The 2553-nt window shown below is 35.8% G+C and carries 3 protein-coding genes and 1 pseudogene; all 4 read left to right on the forward strand.

All coding sequences use genetic code 11. From position 1 onward, the window contains the following. Positions 1-795, forward strand: a 795-nt coding sequence (locus K6D58_RS03190; RefSeq protein ID WP_296827518.1) for an adenylate/guanylate cyclase domain-containing protein, incomplete at its 5' end; no start/stop codon positions are given. Between the two features lie 74 nt (positions 796-869). Continuing rightward, complete coding sequence (locus K6D58_RS03195; protein WP_296827520.1) at positions 870-1364, forward strand: deoxycytidylate deaminase; 495 nt, start codon at positions 870-872, stop codon at positions 1362-1364. Beyond that, positions 1300-2271: a hypothetical protein gene (locus tag K6D58_RS03200; protein WP_296827523.1), complete on the forward strand. Its 972-nt coding sequence runs from the start codon at positions 1300-1302 to the stop codon at positions 2269-2271. Before K6D58_RS03195 ends, K6D58_RS03200 begins: the two co-directional genes overlap by 65 nt. 40 nt (positions 2272-2311) lie before the next feature. After that, positions 2312-2553, forward strand: a pseudogene (locus tag K6D58_RS03205) (amidohydrolase family protein); the annotation flags it as partial.

Below are 2553 nucleotides of genomic sequence, written 5' to 3' on the forward strand. Positions count from 1 at the left end.
GTAAAAGCATTGATTGGAATGAACCTTCTTTTCCCGGCTTTTGTACTGTTTGCCTTCCTTCAGATTGTTCTTCTTGCCTATATTCAAAATAAAAACTATATGAAGGTTTTTGAATTAAAGAATTATCTTCAGGAAACTAACCAGGCCTATTATCGCTTTGTACCAAAAGAATTCCTTGAGCTTCTCTGCAAAAAAGATATTACGGAAATTACCCTCGGAGAATACAAAATCTCAAAGGCAGCTGTTCTTTCTGCAGATATCAGAAACTTCACTTCTACCTCAGAAAAACTGGTTCCAATTCAGGTTTTTGATATGCTCAATTCTTATTTACGTCGTGTGGCTCCGCTAATCAGAAAATACAACGGAATTATTGAAAAATACCTTGGTGATGGAATTATCGCCATTTTCCCAAACAGTGCTGAATCTGCTCTAAACTGCGCAATTGAAATGCAGGAACAGATGAATGAACTCCGCCAGGAATTTGCCAGCCGCGGAATGCCTCAAATTCAAATTGGAATTGGCGTTCACTATGGTGACATTGTAATTGGTACCGGCGGAAACAGCGACCGAATGACAGAAATCTCTTTATCAAAAGATATTGATATTGCAGTTAATACTGAATCAAAAACAAAACAGTACCATAAACCAATTCTTGCAACTTATGATGCAATCAGTTTTGCAGCAAAAGAAGCAAAAAGCCACGGCCATAAGTTTTCATTCTTCGGAACAAAAATTAATGATGCGGCTGCAGTACTATTTTCAATCTATAATGGGAACTTTGAAAATGTATTGTAAACAGGTTAATTCATACTAATTGTGTTTTTTTTCATTTTTTGAAATAATATAAAAATAATCAAACGAGGAAAATCATGGGACAGATTATTCAGAAACGCTCAGATTACATCTCTTGGGATGAATACTTTATGGGTGTTGCAAAACTTGCAAGTTTTCGTTCAAAAGACCCTAATTCACAAGTAGGTGCCTGTATTGTAGGCCAGGATAATAAAATTCTTTCCATGGGCTATAACGGCTTTCCACGCGGCTGTTCAGATGATGATTTTCCATGGGCTCGTGAAGGTGACCCTCTTGATACTAAATATGCTTACGTTACACATAGCGAATTAAACGCAATTCTTAATTATCGTGGCGGTTCACTCGAAGGATGTAAAATCTACGTAACCCTCTTTCCATGCAACGAGTGTGCAAAAGCAATCATCCAGTCTGGAATTAAAACTGTTGTTTATGCGGAGAATAAATATGACGGAACACCTTCTGTTGAAGCTTCAAAAAAATTAATGAATGCTGCCGGTGTACGTTATTACCAGTATCAGCCGACAGGCAAAAAGCTGGAAATCAATGTTTAAACAAAACTCAAGAATCAAACTCAACAAAAATTACATTTTAATTCTCTTTGTCTCTGCAGGTCTTTTCTTTCAGAGCTGTAAAACTACTCAGGTTGTAAAAGAAGCCTTTGCTCCAGAAGCTCCGGAAGAGGCAACTTATGTTCTTTCTGAAGATGTTGTCTTCCCGGAAATTGAAGGCAACTACAAATATCTTTTCTTCCGTCTTTATAATCCTGAATATTCTAATCCTTTATATATCGCAAATATTCTTAAAAACGGTCTGAAAGCTACTAAAACTGATGATGTTCCAGACCTCAGCCATGCTTCAATTAATTTTACACTTGATGACAATTATTATGGCCTTACCCTTGGTGGAAAACATCAGCTTGCCGAAGAAGAATGCGCTGTTCCTCTAAATAACAAATACATGAAACACTGCGACCCTGAAAGATCTGAACAGATTACTTATGCCTTAAAAGTTACTGCAGAAGAATACGAAAACACAAAAGCCTTTGTAGAACGCTATGCAGAAGGTACAGACATTAAATACGCTTCAGGCTTAAACTTCAAAATCGCATTTTTCACCATTGGAAAAAAGTTTTTTACTTCAAAAGATCATCAGCAGTTTGGTACAATAATCTATCCAAAAAGTGCAAAAAACAAAAAAGTTGATAAAGAAGACGAAGATGATTATGACAATAACTTTGTCTGTTCAACTTTTATTGGCTATGTTCTTTATAACAATGTAGAAAGCACCAGCGAATTCTTTGATGAAAACGATATTAAATACGAATACTTAAATGTTACCGATCTTTCTTTAATTCCTGGAATGACAGCCTTATTCTATTCAACCTGGGCTAGCTATCCCGAAGCAGCACGTGCTTTTGTAGAGGAATATCCGGAATTTAATGAATACTTAAGTAATTAAATTTGACTAAATTTTACTAAAACTGTATTCTTTTCCCATTATGATTATAGATTTCCACTGTCACATATATCCTGCAAAAATCGCTGAAAAGGCTTCTAAGAGCGTCGGCGATTTTTATAACTATCCAATGAAGTATCATGGAAGTCCGGAAGAACTTATTGAAAGCGGTTCAAAAATCAACGTAACCAAATATGTAATTCTTCCTGTAGCAACAAAACCAATGCAGGTTGAACCTTCTAATAATTTTACAATTGAACAGTGCGAAGAACATCCGGAATTTAT

The organism is Treponema sp., from assembly GCF_024696245.1.
Taxonomy (GTDB): Bacteria; Spirochaetota; Spirochaetia; order Treponematales; family Treponemataceae; genus Treponema_D.